At 37.0% G+C, this 19,207-nt stretch carries 17 protein-coding genes; 13 read left to right on the forward strand and 4 right to left on the reverse strand.

Translation table 11 applies throughout. From position 1 onward, the window contains the following. The first annotated feature begins 115 nt into the window (after nt 1-115). The 7 genes from DRF57_RS01975 (at nt 116) to DRF57_RS02005 (ending at nt 8,651) form a co-directional block, all read left to right on the forward strand. On the forward strand, nt 116-742 hold the full coding sequence (locus DRF57_RS01975; protein WP_047484856.1) for an NAD(P)H-dependent oxidoreductase: 627 nt from the start codon (nt 116-118) through the stop codon (nt 740-742). Between the two features lie 30 nt (nt 743-772). Further along, complete coding sequence (gene nadB, locus DRF57_RS01980) at nt 773-2,344, forward strand: L-aspartate oxidase (protein ID WP_047484854.1); 1,572 nt, start codon at nt 773-775, stop codon at nt 2,342-2,344. Between the two features lie 13 nt (nt 2,345-2,357). Beyond that, nucleotides 2,358-3,218: a carboxylating nicotinate-nucleotide diphosphorylase gene (gene nadC / locus DRF57_RS01985; RefSeq protein WP_047484853.1), complete on the forward strand. Its 861-nt coding sequence runs from the start codon at nt 2,358-2,360 to the stop codon at nt 3,216-3,218. Between the two features lie 208 nt (nt 3,219-3,426). Then, nucleotides 3,427-6,003, forward strand: coding sequence for a TonB-dependent receptor (locus DRF57_RS01990; protein WP_115916647.1), 2,577 nt, complete (start codon nt 3,427-3,429; stop codon nt 6,001-6,003). Between the two features lie 85 nt (nt 6,004-6,088). After that, a complete protein-coding gene (locus tag DRF57_RS01995) occupies nt 6,089-6,529 on the forward strand; it encodes a hypothetical protein (protein ID WP_047484849.1) in 441 nt (146 codons plus the stop codon). A gap of 74 nt (nt 6,530-6,603) precedes the next feature. After that, nucleotides 6,604-7,596 (forward strand): aspartate-semialdehyde dehydrogenase, encoded by a 993-nt coding sequence (locus DRF57_RS02000; RefSeq protein WP_115916649.1) that lies wholly within the window; start codon nt 6,604-6,606, stop codon nt 7,594-7,596. 56 nt (nt 7,597-7,652) lie between these two features. Further along, nucleotides 7,653-8,651 (forward strand): cation diffusion facilitator family transporter, encoded by a 999-nt coding sequence (locus tag DRF57_RS02005; protein WP_084086483.1) that lies wholly within the window; start codon nt 7,653-7,655, stop codon nt 8,649-8,651. Between the two features lie 20 nt (nt 8,652-8,671). Here the strand turns inward: DRF57_RS02005 and DRF57_RS02010 are convergent, their stop codons facing one another. Together DRF57_RS02010 and xrtF are read right to left on the reverse strand one after the other, a co-directional pair. Continuing rightward, on the reverse strand, nt 8,672-9,106 hold the full coding sequence (locus tag DRF57_RS02010; protein ID WP_047484843.1) for an exosortase F system-associated membrane protein: 435 nt from the start codon (nt 9,104-9,106) through the stop codon (nt 8,672-8,674). Then, nucleotides 9,093-9,623 (reverse strand): exosortase family protein XrtF, encoded by a 531-nt coding sequence (xrtF, locus tag DRF57_RS02015; RefSeq protein ID WP_084086482.1) that lies wholly within the window; start codon nt 9,621-9,623, stop codon nt 9,093-9,095. The genes DRF57_RS02010 and xrtF overlap by 14 nt, the downstream gene beginning before the upstream one ends. Before the next feature lie 121 nt (nt 9,624-9,744). On the opposite strand from xrtF, the gene DRF57_RS02020 reads away from it, so the two are divergent. From DRF57_RS02020 to DRF57_RS02045, 6 genes are all read left to right on the forward strand, one after another. Continuing rightward, complete coding sequence (locus DRF57_RS02020) at nt 9,745-10,770, forward strand: aminoglycoside phosphotransferase family protein (RefSeq protein ID WP_115916651.1); 1,026 nt, start codon at nt 9,745-9,747, stop codon at nt 10,768-10,770. A gap of 86 nt (nt 10,771-10,856) precedes the next feature. Beyond that, the gene (locus DRF57_RS02025; protein ID WP_084086480.1) at nt 10,857-11,273 is read left to right on the forward strand and encodes a RapZ C-terminal domain-containing protein; all 417 of its coding nucleotides are present in this window, start codon (nt 10,857-10,859) and stop codon (nt 11,271-11,273) included. A 78-nt stretch (nt 11,274-11,351) separates the two neighbouring features. Continuing rightward, nucleotides 11,352-12,065: a nucleotidyltransferase family protein gene (locus tag DRF57_RS02030; protein WP_047484835.1), complete on the forward strand. Its 714-nt coding sequence runs from the start codon at nt 11,352-11,354 to the stop codon at nt 12,063-12,065. A 10-nt stretch (nt 12,066-12,075) separates the two neighbouring features. Continuing rightward, on the forward strand, nt 12,076-12,828 hold the full coding sequence (locus DRF57_RS02035) for an LOG family protein (protein WP_052188461.1): 753 nt from the start codon (nt 12,076-12,078) through the stop codon (nt 12,826-12,828). Between the two features lie 58 nt (nt 12,829-12,886). Further along, nucleotides 12,887-13,357: a DUF6702 family protein gene (locus DRF57_RS02040; protein ID WP_228377469.1), complete on the forward strand. Its 471-nt coding sequence runs from the start codon at nt 12,887-12,889 to the stop codon at nt 13,355-13,357. Between the two features lie 259 nt (nt 13,358-13,616). Next, entirely contained in the window at nt 13,617-14,186 is a 570-nt protein-coding gene (locus tag DRF57_RS02045) for an AidA/PixA family protein (protein ID WP_047484831.1), read from the forward strand. A gap of 69 nt (nt 14,187-14,255) precedes the next feature. Here the strand turns inward: DRF57_RS02045 and DRF57_RS02050 are convergent, their stop codons facing one another. Both DRF57_RS02050 and DRF57_RS02055 read right to left on the reverse strand, forming a co-directional pair. Further along, nucleotides 14,256-16,415: a DUF5689 domain-containing protein gene (locus DRF57_RS02050; RefSeq protein WP_115916653.1), complete on the reverse strand. Its 2,160-nt coding sequence runs from the start codon at nt 16,413-16,415 to the stop codon at nt 14,256-14,258. A 10-nt stretch (nt 16,416-16,425) separates the two neighbouring features. Beyond that, nucleotides 16,426-19,170, reverse strand: a complete 2,745-nt coding sequence (locus DRF57_RS02055) for a TonB-dependent receptor (RefSeq protein ID WP_047484828.1) — start codon at nt 19,168-19,170, stop codon at nt 16,426-16,428. Between the last annotated feature and the right edge of the window lie 37 nt (nt 19,171-19,207).

The raw sequence follows: 19,207 nt of genomic DNA on the forward strand, positions 1-19,207 counted from the left end.
ATTGATCTATACTAAAAAAATCACTCCCGATAAAGGAGTGATTTTTTGTATTATTTAAGAGGATATATTTCATTATAAACCCATTTTATTCATATTCAATTCTTAAATTTGCCTTATGAATTATTTGGAAGCTTTGAGCAGAAGATATTCTGTTAAAAAATTTAATCATCAGGTGATTCCTCAGGAAACACTTTATAATATTCTTGAGTCAGGAAAACTCTCTGCAAGTTCACTTGGACTTCAACCCTATAAAATTTTAGTTGTTGAAAGTGAAGCTATGAAACAGAAACTGATTCCGGCTTTCTATAATCCATCACAAATCTCCACCTGCTCCCATCTTATTGTAATCATTTCAAAAAAGACAATTGATGAGAGCTATATCCGGGGATATTTCAATCATATTTCTGAGGTAAGAGAAACTTCTCTTGAGAAACTTGAGCCATTCAAAAACAGTATCAATCAGCATATTGTACAGAAAACACAGGATGAAATTTTCAACTGGGCAGAGAAACAATCCTATATAGTACTGGCTAACTTAATGTATGCAGCCGCTATAGAAAATATTGACTCTTGTCCCATGGAAGGTTTTCGACAGGATATCATAGAAGAAATTCTTAGTATAAATCCTGAAACAGAAAAAGTAACCGTTACCCTCGCTTTAGGTTACCGTTCTGAAGAAGATTACTTCCAACACATGAAAAAAGTAAGAAAACCAAACGAAAAATTGTTTAAATTTATGTAATATTTAAACGATTGTACCTAAAGCAAGCATATGATAAAAGCGGATGTATTAGTAATCGGTTCCGGCATTTCCGGACTTTCCTATGCCATTAAAGTTTCTGAACAGCTCCCTGATGCCAAGATTATTATCGTAACAAAATCTGACGAAGACGAAAGCAATACCAAATATGCTCAAGGCGGACTTGCTGTGGTTACAGATTTTCAAAAAGATAATTTTGAAAAGCATATTGATGATACCATGAGGGCCGGCGATGGAGAAAACAAACGGGATGTGGTAGAAATGGTAGTCAAGGAAGCTCCTGCAAGATTCAATGAAATTGTAGAATGGGGCGCCCAATTCGATATGAAAAACGGAAAATTTGCTTTGGGAAGAGAGGGAGGCCACACCGAAAACAGAATTGTCCATCATAAAGATATCACCGGATTTGAAATTGAAAGGGCTTTATTGGAAACAGCCAATAACAGTCCCAATATTGAAATCTTAGACCATCACTATGTTATTGATATCATTACCCAGCATCATGTTCCCGGAAAAGAACTGAACGAAGGAGATATCCATTGCTATGGTGCTTATATTCTGGACGAAAAGTCCAAAACAATCAAAAAGATAACTTCCAAAATAACATTGGTTGCCACCGGAGGTGCCGGACATGTTTATAAAAACACCACCAATCCTAAGATTGCAACAGGAGACGGAATTGCTTTCGTTGCCCGTGCCAAAGGAAAGGTTTCCAATATGCAGTATTATCAATTCCACCCTACTGCTTTATACAGTAAGATTGACGGAATGTTATTTCTTATTTCCGAAGCCGTAAGAGGTGATGGTGCAAAATTAAGAACAAAAAGAGGTGAAAAGTTCATGCAAAAATATGATGAACGTGAAGAACTTGCCTCAAGAGATATTGTTGCCAGAGCTATTGACAACGAAATGAAAATTTCAGGGGACGAATATGCAGGCCTTGACTGTCATGAGATGAACCAGGAGAAATTTCTGGAGCATTTCCCGAATATTTATAAAAAGTGTAAAGATGAAGGAATAGATCCGTTCACTCAATTGATTCCGGTTGTTCCGGCTTGCCATTATCTGATGGGAGGAATTGAAGTAGACAGAGACGGACAATCTTCTATTAAAAATCTTTTTGCCGTAGGGGAATGTACCAATTCCGGATTACACGGAGCCAACAGACTAGCCTCCAACTCCTTACTTGAAGGACTTGTTTTCGGGCATAATGCCGCGATGAAAACAATGGAATTACTGAATGAAAATAATTTTAACTTTGATGATCTAAAAGCTGTTCCTGAATGGAATGAAGAAGGAATGAAAATCATGGATGAAATGGTAATCATCAGCTACCTTAGAAAACAACTCCAGGAAATGATGAGTGACCTGGTAGGAATTGTGAGAAGCAACAGACGTCTGAATATGGCACTACAGAAACATCAGGAAATTGCAGCTGCTGTGGACGAGATCTATCACTACTCTATTCTCTCTCCCCAACTCTCAGAATTAAGAAACTTAACGACCGTTGCCCATCTTATCATTACCCAGTCTATGGAAATGAAAGAAAACAAAGGTGCATTTTATAATAAAGATTTAGCTTAAACAGCATACCATAATGAAAAGACCAAGTTACGTTACCGATAAAGCATTAAAGACATTTATAAAAAATGCGCTGGAAGAAGATATCCAGGATGGCGATCACTCCACTCTTTCCACAATCCCTCAGGATTTGGAACAAAGTGCTAAACTTCTGGTAAAACAAGACTGTATCTTAGCAGGTGTGGAACTGGCAGAGTTTATTTTCAACACATTTGATAAAAATTTAAAAGTTGAAGTCTTCCTTAAGGATGGTGACGCTGCAAAAGTGGGAGACATCGCCCTTATTGTAACCGGAAGTGCCAGATCTATTCTTTCTACCGAAAGACTGATTCTTAACTGCATGCAAAGAATGAGTGGTATCGCCACTCTTACTCATGATTGGGACTCCAGGTTGGTAGGTACAAAAACTAAACTTCTGGATACAAGAAAGACCACTCCCAATTTCAGAATATGTGAAAAATGGGCTGTAGCTATTGGAGGCGGAACCAATCACAGATATGGGCTTTATGACATGATTATGCTCAAAGACAATCATATTGATTACAACGGAAGCATTACCAGTGCTGTAAAGATGGCAAAGGATTATGTTAAAAAAACTAAGAAAAAATTAAAAATTGAGGTGGAAACCAGAAATCTTAAAGAAGTTCAGGAAGCCATCAAAGCAAAAGTAGACAGGATCATGCTTGATAATATGAATGTGGAGACTATGAAGCAGGCCGTGGAAATGATCAATGGGTCATGTGAATCGGAAGCTTCCGGTGGAATTACCCGCGATATGTTAAAAGAAATTGCCTCCACAGGAGTTACATTTATCTCTGCCGGAGCCCTTACACACTCGGCTGAAAATATAGATCTGAGTCTCAAAGCCGTGAAATAGCGTTGTATTTTTAACAAAAACAACCCTGCTTTGTTAAAAATACAATAACATGACTTTTTTCATACAAAAATTCAATTTTTATTTATAATATTGATAATCAAGTACTTAATATTATTAAGATTGATTAAAAATTAACATTGAGTTAATAATAGTTAAATTTTATTTTGCGAATTTTGCAGAAAATTAAATCTAACTATTACTAACGATTATGAAATTAATCAACAAATCGATACTAACTGCGGTTATTACTTTATCTACAGCTAGTGTTTATTACGCTCAACAAGTTCAGGACACAGCGAAGGCGAAGTCTAAAGATCTTGAAGAGGTTATTCTGAAAGGTGTAACTGATATCGCAAAAGATAGAAAGACGCCAGTAGCAGTTTCTACAATTAAAGCTGCACAAATTCTTGAAAGACAAGGAAATCAAGAGCTTGTAGAAATGTTAAACACTACTCCATCTGTATATGCTACAAAAGGGGGTGGAGGTTTTGGAGATTCTCAGATCACAATGCGTGGTTTTGAATCCAGAAACATAGCAGTAATGGTAAACGGTATGCCTGTTAACGATATGGAAGGTGGTACCGTATACATGTCAAACTGGACAGGTTTATCTGATGTAACTAGTACAATGCAGGTACAAAGAGGTCTTGGTTCTTCTAAATTAGCGATTGCTTCTGTAGGAGGTACAATGAACTTCATTACACGTTCTGCAGATATGAAACAAGGAGGAGCTGTAAGATTAGGTATTGGTAATAACGATTTCTTAAAAACTTCATTTGCTTATAATACAGGTAAGTCTGAAAACGGTTGGGCAGCATCATTCTTGATGGCCAGACAAGCAGGAGGAACTTATGTACAAAATACAGATTACGAATCATATACGTATTTCTTCGCATTAGGTTACCAGCCAAGTGCAAAGCATAATTTACAGTTTATGATGACTTCTTCTCCACAGTGGCACGACCAGAGATCTTGGGCGCCTACTATTGGAAACTATATCAAATACAATCCGGACAATGACGGAACACCATACAGACAATATAACTCTGACTATGGGTACTATACTTCAGCAGATGGAACAAGAACCAACATAGCTAATGCTATGAACTACTATTCCAAGCCTGTAATGATGTTGAACTGGGATTGGACAATCAGCGACAAGTCTACTTTAAGTACGGTTGCCTATATGTCTAATGGACGTGGTGGTGGTGCCAGAAACCTTGGTAAAGTAGGAAACAAGTCAATCACGGACCCAAGTTTCATCGATGCAGAAGGTCACTACAATTATAACACAATTTTTGCCGCTAACGCAGCTGTAACTCCAACGGTAGGTGTTGCCGGAAATACATTAGTACGTAGCTCAAGTGTGAACTCTCACAACTGGTATGGTATTTTGATGAACTTCCAGCACAAAATCAACGATAACTGGAATTTCTCAGTAGGTACCGATGACAGATACTATTACGGATACCACTACCAGGTAATTTCTGATTTATATGGAGCTTCCGGTTATACTGATGCAACTAACAAAAACTTACCTACCAATAATATTGTACGTAACACATACGATTACCAAAAATTAAACTGGAATCCTTTCGGTGGATCAAATGCTCCTATGGAAGACAGAGTAGCATTCAGTAATGATGGTGAAGTATTATGGTACAGTGGTTTCGGACAGGTAGAATATTCTACTGACAAATTAACGGTTTATGCACAAGGTTCCATATCCAACCAAGGATATCAGAGAATTGATGACTTTACAAAACCTGGAACAGTTCAACAAGGGCAGGCAGTAGACAGAAAAACAGGATTTAAAAACCTATTTGGCTACAACGTTAAAGGGGGTGCCAACTATAATATTGACGCTAACAATAACGTATTTGCCAATATCGGTTATTACAGCAAGCAGCCTTTAATGAGTGCAGTATACCCAAGTAACCAGCAAGTAGTTAACCCTAACTTAACGAATGAGAAAATTTTCTCTGTTGAATTAGGATATGGTTTCAAAACGGCTAACTTCAATGCAAAAGTTAACGTATACAGAACTGAATGGAAAGACAGATGGTTCAGAAGAGGAGGTGTAGACTTCGGAAACGGAATCAGAGGATATTCTGAAATCAGTGGTATTACTCAACTTCACCAAGGGGTAGAAGCTGAAGCAACTTACAGAGTAAACAGATTCTTAGAACTACAGGGAATGTTCTCTTGGGGAGATTATCAATACAAAGGAAACGGAACTGGATCTAACTTCCAGGATGACAATACACCTATCCTAACTAACGGAACTAACACTTCTACTCTTTATCTGGATAAAGTAAAAGTAGGTGGTACTAACAACAGTATTCCACAAACTACTTCTTCACTAGGATTTACAGTAACTCCAGTTTCTGATCTTAGAGTATATGGTAACTGGCAGTATGTAGGAAAAGTATATTCTGCAATGAATATGAATGACTTTGTAACACCAGGAAACGAAGCTTTGAAATTACCTGATTTCAATTTATTCAATGTAGGAGCATCTTACAAACTTAAATTAAAGAACCAAAGCCAATATTTCACTCTTGGTGTAAACGTATACAACTTGTTTGATACTACGTATATTCAGGATGGTGCAACTAACATCAAAACAACTGATAAAATTAACCCATCTGCTAAACCTGGTGCCGCTGATTATGGTGTTACTTATGAACAAGCAGGAAGAGTTTATAAAGGAATTGCTGACGGAAACAGAGTTTATTTCGGATTTGGAAGAACTTGGTCTACAAGCTTATCATTCAATTTCTAATAAATCATAATATTAGATTTTATAAATATGAATCCCGGCTTTGAGCCGGGATTTTTGTTATCTTTGTGTACAAAAAAATAGGATTATGGATTTTTACAAGATTTTTCTTAGTGCACACAAAGGATTTGGATACTTAGAACTCCTTTTAGTTGCATTATTTATCATTGCACTTTTAGCTACTATGTTCGGGTACAGTGGAAAAGTGAACAAGTTTTTAAAGAAAACCACTTTATTCACGATGATTTTCTTTCACGTTCAGTTTTTAATAGGAATATGCTTGTTATTCATATTTTCTCCAGGTTTCAAAGCTGCCTTAGATGCAGGAACCTTAATGAAGGACGCTTACAGCAGACAAACATTTGTTGAGCACCCTTTTTCTATGCTTATTGCCGCTGTATTGATGACCATTATCAATAAAAAGGTAAAGTCCAACGATACGATCTCTTTAGGAATCGTAATTATGGGATTGATTGCCGCAGGTTTATTTGCATTTGCCTTCCCTTGGACAAGAGTTTTTGGGGCATAAAATACAATACGGAAATTATACATTATGCGTTATAATTTATAAATAGTTTAATCTTTAAATTTTTAATTAAATCAATGAAAGTAGCTGTAGTAGGTTCAACAGGAATGGTTGGACAAGTTATGCTTAAAGTTTTGGAGGAGAGAAACTTCCCTGTAACAGAATTAATACCGGTAGCATCCGAAAGATCTGTAGGCAAGAAGGTGAAGTATAAACAGAAGGAATTTACGATTGTAAGCATGAAGGACGCTATAGCTGCCAAACCGGATATTGCGATCTTCTCTGCCGGAGGTTCTACATCTCTTGAATTTGCTCCTTTATTTGCAGAAGCAGGAATAACAGTAATTGATAATTCTTCTGCCTGGAGAATGGATCCTGATAAAAAATTGGTGGTTCCTGAGATCAATGCTGATGTTTTAACAAAGGAGGACAAGATTATTGCCAATCCAAACTGTTCTACCATTCAGTTGGTTATGGTTCTTGGGCCATTGAACAAAAAATATGATTTAAAAAGAGTAATTGTTTCTACTTACCAATCTGTAACAGGAACGGGAAAAGCTGCGGTTGACCAGTTAAATGGCGAGATCAGCGGTGATGATTCTGTTGCTAAAGTATATCCTTATCAGATCTTTAAAAATGCATTGCCACACTGTGATGTATTTGCGGAGGATGATTATACTAAAGAGGAAATTAAATTGATGAAAGAGCCTAAGAAAATTTTAGGAGATGATACATTCAATTTAACAGCAACAGCCGTAAGAGTTCCGGTTCAGGGAGGTCACTCAGAAAGTGTAAACATTGAATTTGAAAACGAATTCGAGCTGGATGAAGTAAGAAAAATTTTATCTGAGACTCCGGGAGTAGTCGTAATGGATGATGTGAAAAACAACCACTATCCGATGCCTCTGTACTCGGAAGGAAAAGACGAAGTTTTCGTCGGAAGGATAAGACGGGATCTCTCACAGCCGAAAACGCTTAACCTCTGGATTGTAGCAGACAACCTAAGGAAAGGAGCGGCAACCAACGCCGTGCAAATCGCAGAATACCTTGTAGCAAACAACTTAGTATAAACTAACAAAATAAAAAAGAGTCTCAAATTGAGATTCTTTTTTTTATCAAACTCCATATGAATACCCAGAAAAACACTCATCAAGAAAAAATAGGCTTCCAAAAGATCATTGCTGTCTTTGGAGTGATCCTTTTTGTTGGAAAAATTATTGCCTGGAAATTGACCAATTCCGATGCCGTATTTTCTGATGCCATGGAAAGTGTCGTCAATGTTATCAGTGCATTTATGGGCCTTTACTCCCTTCATCTTGCCGCAAAGCCTAAAGATGAGGATCATCCATACGGCCACGGGAAAGTAGAATTTGTCACCTCCGGGATAGAGGGAGCCCTTATTGCCATTGCAGGGATTATGATTATCTATGAGGGCATTCATAGTCTTATTGTAGGCAAAACACTGAGCAAAATTGATTTGGGAATATGGATCATTGCCGCTACTGCCATTATTAATTATCTTTTGGGATATATTTCGATAAAAAAGGGAAAAAGGGAAAATTCTCTGGTACTGATTTCTTCCGGAAAACATCTTCAGTCTGATACCATTACCACTCTGGGCGTTGTTGCCAGTTTAGTGATTGTTTATTTCACTAAAATCTATTGGCTGGATTCTGTGGTCGCACTATCTTTTGGACTTTATATCATATTTGTAGGCTATAAAATCGTGAGAAAATCTTTAAGTGGTATTATGGATGAACAGGATCCTGAAATATTAAATCAGGTCATTAGAATCCTTGAAGAAAACAGACACATAGAATGGATTGATGTACATAATATGAAAATCCAGCAATTTGGGGCCTCCCTTCATATTGATGCCCATATTACCCTTCCGTGGTACTATGATCTTCGTGATGCCCATAGTGAAATGGAAAAAGTAATTATCCTTCTTGCAAAAAATATGAAACGCAGTATTGAGTTCAATTTCCATATGGATGATTGTAAACCGATTTCATGCCCGGTTTGCCAGATCAAAGACTGCCCTGTCCGCGAAAAGGATTTTATAAAACGTGTAGAATGGACACCTGAGAATGTAACCAGTGTAGACAAACACACTGCAGAATAGGAAATAAAAAGACTGATTTCTTACCCCTGTTTATTCATTTGCTTTCTATAATAAAATATAGGAACCACCAAAAGTATAATCAAAGGTTGGATCACAAACCGTCTCATATAAAAGGAGAAAAGATATCCTATCCCAAACTTGTCATGGATACAGTATAGATAGACTGGAAAAGTAATTACAAAAACAATACTCATTAAAATAGCCCCCTGCAATGTCCATTGTCTGTTTTCAAATAATCCCTGAACGATCAGGCATGAAAAAAGAAGATTTAAAATAAACCTGAACAAGTATCCTATGATCAATCTTCCCCATTCAAATTCCGGGAACTCAATATTTTTATTGGCTTCATGAAAATACGTAAGAAAAGGATCATAAAATAGAGTATCCTCAAGCACTCTTATTCCTATAAGACCGCCAATACCGAGTATAACCAGAAACCAGTTAAGAATTTTCATTTTGTAAAGCAAAGAATTTAATCCAGATTAACCAAAGCACCACAACACTTCCATAAATTATAGCGGGAAAAATAAAATCATGGAACATCTTCCCGTATTCAGGATAATCTGACATGACAATATTTAATCCAACAATTCTCAGTAGATTCATGATATAGAGTAAAACCAACCCTACTCCCACAAAAACAAAAGTTTTCGCTCCTTTATAAAAAGCAAAAACAAAAGACATAAATAAAATGATGACAGAAATAGCATTACAGCCCTCCACCATTCTTGTTACATATTGTCCTTTTACATAAAACCAAACCTGTTCATTTTTCACATCATCATAAAGAGCAGTCTCGTAACCTCCTTTATTTTGAAGATATGTGACCTGATTTCCTATCATTCGTGAAAAAGAATCCAATCCGTGATCTTTCTCACTGTTAAGATAAAACTGATAGGCAAAAAGCAACACCAGATAAACGATGATGAATCGCAATAAAATACCTAAAACCGGTTTGAAATCTTTTAACATAAATACAAAGATAAAAATTAGGCCGTAATAACCTGAGCCCTAATGAAAAAAGTTAAGATGGGAAGCTATTTTAATCTCATGTTTCCAACTCATGTTAAATTAGTATATTTGTTTTTATATTATGACTTCTGAAAACGCAAAACGATTTTTTGAAAACCATTGTGGTAAAAAATCTTCCGAATTCGTCACATTAGCTCAAAGCGGCTCTGCCAGGGTAAATTTTCTGGCCATAACCGACCTTGAAAAGTACATCATCACCTACAATGAAAACATTCCCGAAAATGAAAGTTTCCTTTACTATTCCGGTGTTTTCTCTGAACTACACCTTAATACCCCGCATATTTTAGCTGTTTCGGATGACAGAAAAATGTATGTACAGGAGTTTTTGGGGGAGCAAACCCTTTCGGAGGTGATTACTAAAGAGCAGCTTTCGCCCCGGGTAAAATCATTTGTAAAACAGACTTTGGAGCGGTTATTCAGACTCCAGATTCAAACCCAGGGAAAAATTGATTTTACAAAAACTTTTGAATATGAAAATTATGATGAACTTCCGGTCATTCATGATTTATATTATTTTAAGAATTTCGTGGCAGATGTGTTGGAGCTGGAGTACAACAAATCTACCCTACTGAAAGAATTCAAGCAAATTGCTTTCCTTATTGAGAATCTGGAACCCAAAGGAATCATGATCCGTGATTTTCAGGCCAGAAATATTATGGTGAATGAGAAAAATGAAGTTTCATTTATTGATTATCAATCTGCCATGAAAGGCCCATTGATGTATGATGTCATCTCCTTTCTTTATCAAGCTAAAGCCGATTTCCCTGAAGACTTCAAAAATGAAATGCTAGCATATTATATTCAGCAGTTTGAAGATCCGGAAACAAGAATTCAGCTGCAAAATTCTGTGAAACCTATTCAGATGATGCGCTTTTTACAGGTTTTGGGAGCTTACGGATTCCGGGGATTAATCCAAAGGAAGCAGCATTTTTTGGCAAGCCTGGAAAAAGGGATCAAAAATATCGCTCAGTTTGCTGATTTCTGGGAAGAGATGAAAAATTATCCGGAACTGAAAAAGGTCATTCAACAGTTGTCTCTTGAAAAATCAAAAATAAAAATTGAGGAAATACTAAACTTGAATCATTAAGAATACTTTATTTTTTGGATTGATCAAAATCTTACCTTAAAAACTTAAAATACCTTAGTGGTAAAAAAATATAAAAAAGAAGAAAAATGTTACACATAGACATACACAGCTTTTCGTACAAAAAAGGAGGAATTCCAAAAGATCACTCCGGAAACGGAGGAGGTTTCGCCTTCGACTGTAGAGGAATTTTAAATCCCGGAAGAATTGAAGAATATAAAATACAGACCGGAAACGATATTGGAGTTCAGGAATACCTGGAAACAAAGACAGAAATGCCTAAGTTTTTAGAATTGGTAAAGTCCATCATCTCTATCAATATCGAGGATTATCTGGCAAGAGGATTTGAAAACCTTCAGATCAATTTCGGATGTACCGGAGGCCAGCACCGATCTGTATACTCCGCCATTAAAATTGCAGAATTCATCAAGGAAAAATATCCTGAAGGAACAGAAGTAACCCTTCACCATGATGAGCAACCTCAGCTGAACAATGGTAATCAGTAGTGAGCAATAAGTAATACCTTTATTACTTATTCCCTATTTTCTATTACCCATTACATATCACTCATTACCTATACTATTATGAAGGCTCTTATTTTTGCAGCAGGAAAAGGCACAAGGCTTAAACCGTTTACAGACCATCATCCGAAAGCTTTGGCAAAAGTGAATGGTATCCCTCTTTTGGAAAGAAATATCAAATATTTAAAAAGTTTTGGAATACAGGATTTTGTGATCAACATTCATCATTTTGGAGACCAAATTGTTGATTTTTTACATAAAAATAATAACTTCGGTTGTAAGATAGAAATATCTGATGAAACCAATGAGCTATTGGAAACCGGAGGCGGCTTAATTTTTGCTAGAAAGTTTCTTGATCATGGTGAAGATTTTTTAATCATGAATGCTGATATATTAACCAATATAAATATCAATACATTGGTAGAATATCATAAAAAGATAAAAGATTTTGCTACTTTAGCAGTTTCGGACCGTGAAAGTTCGAGAAAACTCCTTTTCAATGATGAGATGGTTTTACGTGGCTGGCTGAATGTGCAAACAGGAGAGCAGAGGCTGGCAGAATTCAATAAAGGATTTAAAGCCCTTGCCTTCAGTGGTGTCCACTGCATCAACCCTCTTATCTTTGAAAAAATAAAAAGAACAGGCAAATTTTCTGTTATGGAAGAATATCTGGATCTGATGCTGACCGAACATATTCACGGTTTTGTACATGACAGTATTCTCGTAGATGTCGGAAGACCGGAATCTGTAATAGAAGCCGAAAAACATTTTAAATAATTTTTTGCAAATGGAAATTGACGGAACCAGGGATGAAAGTTTAGTAAATCCAGAGCTTGACATAAACGAAACTAAATTACTTAACAGTTTCAGACAAAAAACATGGGACGAAACAATCGCTAAGGACAGCTGGATGGTTTTCAAAGTCATGGCTGAATTTGTAGATGGCTATGAAAAGCTGGCTAAGATAGGCCCATGTGTTTCCATATTTGGTTCTGCCCGATTGAAACCGGAAAGTCCATACTATGAAATGGCTGTAGAAATTGCCGAAAAGATCACCAAATTAGGGTTCGGAATTATTACCGGAGGAGGTCCCGGAATCATGGAAGCAGGAAATAAAGGTGCTTTCAATGCTAAGGGAAAATCTATCGGACTTAATATCGATCTTCCTTTTGAACAGCATTTCAATCCTTATATCAATAAATCGTATTCTATGAACTTCGATTACTTTTTCGTGAGAAAAGTAATGTTTGTAAAATATTCCCAAGGCTTCGTGGTGATGCCAGGTGGTTTTGGTACTTTGGATGAGCTTACAGAAGCAATGACCCTGATTCAGACCAATAAAATCGGAAAATTTCCAATTGTTCTGGTAGGAAGTGAATTCTGGAGCGGATTGCTGGATTGGTTCAAAGCAACCCTGCTAAAAGAAGGCATGATTGCCGAAGATGATCTGGATCTTTACAGAGTGGTAGACACTGCAGATGAGGCCGTAGCGCATATTAAAGCATTTTATGATAAATATTCTGTAAATGTTAATTTTTAATTGGCATATTATTTGTGACTTATAACTAGCAAGTATGATTGTAAATCTATTAATTAAGATGAAAAAACTTTTATATATATCAGGAATTTTAACATTTTTTGTGTTAATGAGTTTTATGTATGTAGACTTTTTCTCTTCAATGACCAAGGTTGATTATATTGATGGAAGCAAGACATTGAAGTTTACCACAAAAATGAATACAAGCCATATCTCTGATGCTATTAAAATAAATCCTAATACAGCAGGATTTGAGGCTGAAGTTAAAAAATATGTGAATAACAATTTTGATGTATTTGTCAATGGTGCTCCCAAAACAATAACTTTCACCGGAAGTCAGGTAAGTGGAGAAACTGTATGGGTGTATTTTGAAACCGGAGGAGTTTCAGATATCAACACCTTAAAAATTAAAAACACGATCCTTCTAAGCGCCTTTCCTAAGCAAATCAATCTGGTGAACATTGCCTATAAAGGCAGCCAGAAAACGATGAACTTCCAGAGAGGAAAAGAAGTGAACGAGGTTTCTTTTTAAAAGAATTAAATTTAACCAGTATAAAGGTATCCTAGAAGTTAAGCTTTTAGGATATTTTTTTGCATTAAAAATCACTACAAAGGGATTAATACGTAAAAATACTGACCGTAAATTCCGCACTTATACGCTAACACAGGTCTTTTTAACGTCCTACATTTGTCATGTAATTACAATGTTGAAGCCGATATCACATAAAAAACGGGGCGGAATCTGAAAAGCCAAACGAGTAAGGAAAACAAATCATTAAAAAACAAATCACATGGACACATCACAATTAGCATCAAGTCAGGAAATAGACATTATGGTTGTCATTGACACGGATTACGTAAAAGAATACATGAAATCAAATAACCTTACCCCTTGTACAGATGACATTACTAAAGCGGTACCTATTGATCATGCAGGAAAATATATGATCGTTCCCACTACAAACGTTGCCGGAGGCCAGGCAACAGGAGACTTAAACTTCACAGCAAGAGCCGGAGATACTGTATGTTTCAGAGGCTGTTCGATATATCAGAACTCAGATGATGCTATTATTATCTACAAAGTTCAAAACTATGCCGGAGTGGATGTATTCAATGGTAACCCTATCCAATATGAGGGGGTAGACAGAAAACAAGCGGCAATACCCGACCATACAAAAGCCGATGGCCTTCCTGCTTTACCTGCCAACGTTCTTTTTCAAAGTTTGGATGCAAGGATAGGTGGCACCGGACAGGGAAGCTATTATATTTATTTTGCGTTATATACCTTAGATCCTAAGAACAGTGACAAACAAAATCTTTACAGTTACTGTCGTTGGGACCCAACCATTACGGTTAAGTAGTACCTATTATTTTATATGGCATAAAAAAGCCGGCTCTTATGAGCCGGCTTTTCATATCATAAGCAATGATTATTGTGCTTTTATCTTGAAATCATCTACCTCCCACGTTGCTGCGGCAGCAGTAGTAGAAGTATATTTAAATGCGATTCTTACATTTTTTCCTAAGAAAGCGCTTAAGTTTACATTACCAGACCCAACCCAGTCACCGAATGCATTCGCATTGGTATCTAAAGTAGCCGGTAATAATGTCCATGTTGTGGTTGCTGGATCACCGGTATAATTATCTGTAGCATATACCTGTAAAGCATTTCCTGCATATCTTACGTCTGTTGAAAAGCTTACTGCAGCTTTAGTTTTTCCAACCAGACTAACTGCTTTGGAAATCAACCAGTCTTCATTCACAATGTTATTTCCGGCACCTCCGGCATTACCATTCATCATGGCATAATAATTCTGCCCGTTTCCTTGGTTAGATGTCTGCCAAACCTGAGGCCCGGTCACATTTTTCACGGTCCAGTCTGAGCTGAATCCACCTGCTGCAAAATCATCGCTGTATACAACCGGAATAGGGGTATATACACTACCGTCACATCTTGGTGCATCAAAGTCTATATTTGCCAGCTTAGTAATCCATAGCTGATAGGTTCCATTATAGATACTTAAAATAGCATAGGCATCTCCTTTTCCTCCTTTTACTTCATATCCACCAGGTTTGATCGTTCCAAAACTAGCCTGACCGCTAGTTCTTAAAATCACTGTATTTCCTGAGCAATCCTGAAGTGTTCTGCTTGTTACAGCATTACCATCTGTTAAAGTTCTTCCCAGATCTCCATCAACAAACTGAAGATCTTTAATTTTGATCCATCTTCCAACATCACCTGTTGTTAGCTGGGATATTGTTTTCTCGGTAGGCACTACCGGTCTTGAAGCCGTATTGCTATCGAAGAAATATTTGTACATATCTACCTCCTCTATCTGTCCGAACTGTGTATTGTTACTGAATAAAGATCCTAACTGAACTTCTCCGTTTACACTTCTTACATACAGATTTTTAAGTTTGATATTCACATCTTTACCTAATCTGAATCTGCTGTCAAGATACAGGTTTGTTTTATTCATGTTTATTCTGATTCCTCCTGTAGCATCTTCTACATATACATACTTATAAAGGTTTCCTGTTTCATCATTAGCTACCACCTGAGCTTTAAGATAAGAATCTGAAGTGATCTGTACCCAGTTTGTAGTTCCTGCAGCCAGTTGTTTCACATCAGCAACGGTTTTAGCCGTAAGTGAACCTGGATTAAAGTCACATGGTCCTTCTGTAAGCCCGTCTAAACGTGGGAATTTCTTCATATCAAGATCTTCCGACTTGTTTACATATAACTGATACGTAGTCGTATTTCCAGATTGGAATTTACTGTAAATTCCAACAAATTTACCATTACCGGAAGGAAGAAGCTGACCTGCAAATGCTGCAAATCCACTGTTTCTTACCACCGCAGTTTTTGCATATTTTCCAGCTGCCCATCCTTCACCTATTGTTTTATCCACCGTTACTCCATTAGGTGCATAGGTAGTACATAAAGCTCTCGCATCAAATTCTACATCATTTACCTGGATCAGACATCCGAAATATTGATCATTGGCAGGAACCATGTCAGCCAGTTTCATTATTTTCGGTACAATCTTTCCTTTCGGAGCACAAGATCTGAAGATATGTTTTCCAACAAGTTTTTCAGGAATTCTTGATACAGACGAAGCAGACGTTTCGGCCCCTGTTTTCACACCAAGCTGTACAAGGCTTCCGTAAGCCCCTACAGCAAGTCCGTTAAGTTTGATATATACTTTTGATCCCTGAGGATATTTGGTATAAGTACTTACTGCATCTACACTCACAGTAAACCCTTGTGTAGGATTTTCCAGTGCATCCTGAACGTAGATCGTTTTATAAATATTTCCTGTTTCATCCGTAGAAGAAACATATCCCACCAAATATAAGTCGTCAGCCTCATTATTGGGAGTGGTGTCTTCCGGAAAGGCATAGGTTACATTATTCTGAAATTTCGCTTTTACGTCAGCAAAAGGCATTACAATCCCGTTTTTATCGGCACAGTCGTAGCCGTCAAGATTGGGCTGATCGTATTTATCATCATGCACACATCCTGTCGTTATAAACAAGGAAGCTGCTGTGATAAAAATATATTTTAAAATTGAGTTATATTTTTTCATTGTAGTCGTTTTAGAATCTTAAATAAACGTTAGTAAAGAAAGTGATTCCTCTGTCATACCAAAGTTTTGGTCCAAAATAAGGAGTTTCTCTCTGGGCATCGGCAAGTGCATCACTAAAGTTCACATTTCGTCCTTGTTCAAATCCTCCGGTTACATAATTTCTGTTGTTCAGGATATTGTTTACAGAAACACTGATTCCCATTCTGTATTTTCCAAACTGGAAAGATTTACCGGCATTGGCGTTCAGCATAAACTGGTTATCGAATTTCTTCTGCTTGGTAATAAGCTCAATCAGTTCAGGAGTTACTCCGGCAAAAGGATCATTGGTCTGTGGATCCGTATACATATAAGGAGTCTTGTTCAACGCTGAGAAATCAAGATACTGATCCATCAGATAGTTCGCAGATGCTCCTACCCACCAGTATTTCGGAGAATTATATTTTAATCCGAAAGAGAATGCTTTTTGTGGTGTTCCGGCTACTTTATATCCTTTAACATTAGCTTTACCCCAAACGTCTGTTCCTCTAAATCCGTTTAAGTCATCAAAAGTAGATACTTCAGGATTGTTCGTGTATTTGTATTCTCCTACACTGGCTACCCCTACTGCATTTAATGTAGGTGTGATTTTAACATCAAAACCTAATTCAAGTCCCATGTATCTTTTATTAACTCCGCTCATTGCTTCATTAACCAAAGTACTGAAAGAATTTCCCAGGGTACCGTCATTTACGTCAGCATAATATCTTGAAATTTCAGTAGCGTTTTGAATCGTCGTTAAGTACCCCGATAGTCTCAGTTTTAAAATCTGTCCTCTCATCACATAACTTAGATCATTAGAATTGATCATCTGGTTACCCACTCCCGGCGTTTGGTAATCCACCATTCTTGGGTTGATATAGATTTCATTAAGCGTAGGTGCTAAGCTAAAGAAAGCTCCATTATAAACAATAAAGTTTTTACCATTGATTTTATAGGTAATTTTACCTTTAACCCCAGCATCTAAAGCATCATATACAGAACTCTTACCTTTAGAATTATCTCTGAATCTGGCAATTCCACTTCTGAAATTTCCTTCTCTGTACGCTTCGGAATAAGATGAGAAAACGGAAGCAACAACATTCCATTTGTTAAAATCTATTTCAGAAGAGATGTTCAATGAATAATGATTCCTAGTTAATTCGTAAGAATACTGGGTTCTGTCTCCTTCTCTTACTTCTGTATTTCCATTATCAGCATCATACTTTGCATCTCCGTTGAATGCATTGAGATTATTGGCAAAATTAGCTCCCAGTAAGTCTTTAACTCTTCTGAAGTTATCAGATTTTAAATTCTGATAGTTGAAGTTTACGTTCAATTTCCAATTATCTTTCAGCCTTGTATCAAAGTGAGATGAAAAGTTGAACGTTTTATCTTTATTAACGTCTTCTACAATAGTATACACAGCCCCTCTCGCTTTTCCATCACCATCAACAAGGTTAAGGCGGTTGGCATTATAAAGAGAGTTCCAGTCTATTTGTGACTGCTGTCTGAATTCATCGGCAGAAAGAAGTCCGTAGCTTGGTAATTTTCTGTAATAAGTAGGGTTTGGATCCGGAGCATGGAACCAGTCTAGTCTGCTTCTCGCATCGCTACCAAACTGATAAGATACAGTGTTTGTCCAGTTTGAATTTTTTCCTACTTTCAGGTAATCTGTTAAGATGAACATAGGTTCAAAAACATTCCTGATTCTGGAGTTTCTTTTTTCTCCATCCTGCCATCCCCAGTATGAGTTATAATTTTTACCCATCAGGTCATACACCTCCTGAGTATTCGGAGCATTGGAAGCCCTGTAGGTCGGAGATCCGAAAGCAGTTAGGTTTATAGAGTGTCTATCTGTAAATTTTTTCTCAATAGAAGCAAAATAAGCATAGGCATCCTGATAAACTCCATCAATGATGGCTCTGTCTCCCCATCTTCTGCTTGCAGAGACAGTTACAGCCCATCCGTTTTTAGTAAGCCCTGACGAATAGGTAGCCATAGCTCTGTGCAGGTAGCTTCTGTTCGTAAATGAATAGGCTAATGAAGTTTGTTTTCTATAGCTGGAAGCTCTGGTATTATAGTATACTACCCCACCTAAGTTTCCAAAAGTATATTCTGAAGGTGTAATATTGTCTACATTCTCATAAGGATATCTGGTCACATCATTCATCCCTCCCCAATTGTTGAAGTCTATTCTTCCGTCATCATTCTTAGACATGGATACTCCGTTAAAAAGAACATCTTCAAATCTGTTGTCTACCCCTCTTGGTCTGAACCAGTAAGCACCGAGTTCAAAAGCAGAAACATTCTGAAAAGCATCTCTTCCTGAGCTTAAAAGTCCTACAGTAGGCTGCATAGATGAGCCTCCGTCCTCAGAATCACTGGCAGAGTCATCAATGACTATAACTCCTGCGTCTGATCCCAAAGTGTAATTAAGTGTAATAACACCTAAGTCTTTTCTCTTCTCATTTGCAGCTACATCAAACTCTAAGATTTTTGATTCAAAGTTTGGTTTTGCCACTGTAATAAGATAGTGTCCAGGTTTTAAATCCACAAACTGGAAGTACCCAATTTTATCCGCGGTCACGTCGTCGCTGGATTGTGCTAGATCTACTTCTGCTTTCTCTAAAGGCTTACCATCCTGATCCTTAACATACGCATACACAGTGGTTTGCGCAAAGTAAAAAGATGCAGGCATTAAAGTAAATAAAGAGATTAGGGATAGTTTTTTAATCATAATAAACTTATTTTTAACTCCTTCTTTATTTAAGGGG

It is taken from the genome of Chryseobacterium rhizosphaerae, from assembly GCF_003385455.1.
Classification (GTDB): domain Bacteria; phylum Bacteroidota; class Bacteroidia; order Flavobacteriales; family Weeksellaceae; genus Chryseobacterium; species Chryseobacterium rhizosphaerae.

What these genes read in the sequence shown, in the direction of transcription:
- DRF57_RS02025 (WP_084086480.1), top strand. Translation starts at nt 10,857, where the DNA reads ATGTTACACATAGACATACACAGCTTTTCGTACAAAAAAGGAGGAATT.
- nadC (WP_047484853.1), top strand. Translation starts at nt 2,358, where the DNA reads ATGAAAAGACCAAGTTACGTTACCGATAAAGCATTAAAGACATTTATA.
- xrtF (WP_084086482.1), bottom strand. Translation starts at nt 9,623, where the DNA reads ATGTTAAAAGATTTCAAACCGGTTTTAGGTATTTTATTGCGATTCATC.
- nadB (WP_047484854.1), top strand. Translation starts at nt 773, where the DNA reads ATGATAAAAGCGGATGTATTAGTAATCGGTTCCGGCATTTCCGGACTT.
- DRF57_RS01995 (WP_047484849.1), top strand. Translation starts at nt 6,089, where the DNA reads ATGGATTTTTACAAGATTTTTCTTAGTGCACACAAAGGATTTGGATAC.
- DRF57_RS02055 (WP_047484828.1), bottom strand. Translation starts at nt 19,170, where the DNA reads ATGATTAAAAAACTATCCCTAATCTCTTTATTTACTTTAATGCCTGCA.
- DRF57_RS02020 (WP_115916651.1), top strand. Translation starts at nt 9,745, where the DNA reads ATGACTTCTGAAAACGCAAAACGATTTTTTGAAAACCATTGTGGTAAA.
- DRF57_RS02005 (WP_084086483.1), top strand. Translation starts at nt 7,653, where the DNA reads ATGAATACCCAGAAAAACACTCATCAAGAAAAAATAGGCTTCCAAAAG.
- DRF57_RS01975 (WP_047484856.1), top strand. Translation starts at nt 116, where the DNA reads ATGAATTATTTGGAAGCTTTGAGCAGAAGATATTCTGTTAAAAAATTT.
- DRF57_RS01990 (WP_115916647.1), top strand. Translation starts at nt 3,427, where the DNA reads ATGAAATTAATCAACAAATCGATACTAACTGCGGTTATTACTTTATCT.
- DRF57_RS02000 (WP_115916649.1), top strand. Translation starts at nt 6,604, where the DNA reads ATGAAAGTAGCTGTAGTAGGTTCAACAGGAATGGTTGGACAAGTTATG.
- DRF57_RS02050 (WP_115916653.1), bottom strand. Translation starts at nt 16,415, where the DNA reads ATGAAAAAATATAACTCAATTTTAAAATATATTTTTATCACAGCAGCT.
- DRF57_RS02045 (WP_047484831.1), top strand. Translation starts at nt 13,617, where the DNA reads ATGGACACATCACAATTAGCATCAAGTCAGGAAATAGACATTATGGTT.
- DRF57_RS02010 (WP_047484843.1), bottom strand. Translation starts at nt 9,106, where the DNA reads ATGAAAATTCTTAACTGGTTTCTGGTTATACTCGGTATTGGCGGTCTT.
- DRF57_RS02030 (WP_047484835.1), top strand. Translation starts at nt 11,352, where the DNA reads ATGAAGGCTCTTATTTTTGCAGCAGGAAAAGGCACAAGGCTTAAACCG.
- DRF57_RS02035 (WP_052188461.1), top strand. Translation starts at nt 12,076, where the DNA reads ATGGAAATTGACGGAACCAGGGATGAAAGTTTAGTAAATCCAGAGCTT.
- DRF57_RS02040 (WP_228377469.1), top strand. Translation starts at nt 12,887, where the DNA reads ATGAAAAAACTTTTATATATATCAGGAATTTTAACATTTTTTGTGTTA.